The organism is Streptococcus sp. 121, assembly GCF_016458205.1.
GTDB lineage: Bacteria > Bacillota > Bacilli > Lactobacillales > Streptococcaceae > Streptococcus.
Window position 1 is genome coordinate 1 of the sequence record NZ_JAEMED010000079.1, and the last position, 1583, is coordinate 1583.

General features: G+C 46.4%; 9 tRNA genes and 1 rRNA gene. All 10 read left to right on the plus strand.

Annotated features, from left to right (window positions below):
• Window positions 1-534: 534 nt before the first annotated feature.
• A 5S ribosomal RNA gene (rrf, locus tag JEQ21_RS09725) occupies window positions 535-650 on the plus strand.
• Window positions 651-675: 25 nt separating this feature from the next.
• Window positions 676-748, plus strand: a tRNA-Val gene (locus tag JEQ21_RS09730).
• A gap of 15 nt (window positions 749-763) precedes the next feature.
• Window positions 764-836: transfer RNA gene (locus JEQ21_RS09735), tRNA-Asp, on the plus strand.
• Between the two features lie 42 nt (window positions 837-878).
• Window positions 879-951, plus strand: a tRNA-Lys gene (locus JEQ21_RS09740).
• A gap of 3 nt (window positions 952-954) precedes the next feature.
• Window positions 955-1036 (plus strand) — tRNA-Leu (locus JEQ21_RS09745).
• Between the two features lie 13 nt (window positions 1037-1049).
• Window positions 1050-1122 (plus strand) — tRNA-Thr (locus JEQ21_RS09750).
• An 11-nt stretch (window positions 1123-1133) separates the two neighbouring features.
• Window positions 1134-1205 (plus strand) — tRNA-Gly (locus JEQ21_RS09755).
• Window positions 1206-1210: 5 nt separating this feature from the next.
• A tRNA-Leu gene (locus tag JEQ21_RS09760) sits at window positions 1211-1296 on the plus strand.
• A gap of 5 nt (window positions 1297-1301) precedes the next feature.
• Window positions 1302-1375, plus strand: a tRNA-Arg gene (locus JEQ21_RS09765).
• A gap of 134 nt (window positions 1376-1509) precedes the next feature.
• A tRNA-Pro gene (locus JEQ21_RS09770) sits at window positions 1510-1583 on the plus strand.

Below are 1583 nucleotides of genomic sequence, written 5' to 3' on the forward strand. Positions count from 1 at the left end.
TTAGGAGTGGAAGTTGTGTGAGCAATGTAGCGGACTAATACTAATAGCTCGAAGACTTATCCGAAGTCAAACTAAGTAACGGAAACGTTAAGAATGACGAACTCAGATGCGAGTTGAGGTTAAACTTGAGACTTTCTGATGATAGAGTCGAATACAGCCTCGCTTCTGTGGAAAAAAGATAAATCATCCTAGTGTCTAAAGACACTTCGTCAGATTTCCTATTTTTCCTTTGAAGCGCCAGCAAGCTGGACGGCTTTAATATCCTGTATAGCTATTCAATTTTGAGTGTTCTTAACACTCTGTCTACTCTAGCTTGTAGAGTGACAATGTAATTTTATAAGATTTTTTCTTGGTGACAAGGAATCCAGTCGAGGTCAATCTAAGGATTACCGAAACAGGGAAATATCCAAATGATTCGAGAAAAATAAAATTTTAATATTTTTTTGGAAGATGGTAGGGAGTCAAGATGAGATAAATCTAAGGATTATCGAATCGCAGACGACACAGCCAGGGCCAAAAAAATGAAAAATTTAGTTAAGTGACGATAGCCTAGGAGATACACCTGTTCCCATGCCGAACACAGCAGTTAAGCCCTAGAACGCCGGAAGTAGTTGGGGGTTGCCCCCTGTGAGATATGGTAGTCGCTTAGCAAATAGAAAGCTCAGGCTTTCTTATGGGAGTTTAGCTCAGCTGGGAGAGCATCTGCCTTACAAGCAGAGGGTCAGCGGTTCGATCCCGTTAACTCCCATAGTACGAAAGTACAGGTCCCGTAGTGTAGCGGTTATCACGTCGCCCTGTCACGGCGAAGATCGCGGGTTCGATTCCCGTCGGGACCGTTCAGCTCACAAGGAATTTGTGAGTTGAATGTAAAATCGATAGACTCGTTAGCTCAGTTGGTAGAGCAATTGACTTTTAATCAATGGGTCGCTGGTTCGAGCCCAGCACGGGTCATATGCGGGTTTGGCGGAATTGGCAGACGCACCAGATTTAGGATCTGGCGCTTTCGGGCGTGGGGGTTCAAGTCCCTTAACCCGCATTAAGTATCATAGGCCGGCTTAGCTCAGTTGGTAGAGCATCTGATTTGTAATCAGAGGGTCGCGTGTTCAAGTCATGTAGCCGGCATTAAGAGGATTGCGAACGTAGTTCAGTGGTAGAACACCACCTTGCCAAGGTGGGGGTCGCGGGTTCGAATCCCGTCGTTCGCTTTGGCGCCGGGGTGGCGGAACTGGCAGACGCACAGGACTTAAAATCCTGCGATCGTTACTGATCGTACCGGTTCGATTCCGGTCCTCGGCAAATGAGCACCCTTAGCTCAACTGGATAGAGTACCTGACTACGAATCAGGCGGTTAGAGGTTCGACTCCTCTAGGGTGCATGTAAATAATAATACGGGAAGTAGCTCGGATTTGTAGAGCTCAAAGCTTAGCTTTGAGGTTGCGGATGAGGATTTGCGAAGCAAATCTACTTAGCAAGTACTCTACAGCTGAGATACAACCGAATTTATAGTTACGGGAAGTAGCTCAGCTTGGTAGAGTACTTGGTTTGGGACCAAGGTGTCGCAGGTTCGAATCCTGTCTTCCCGA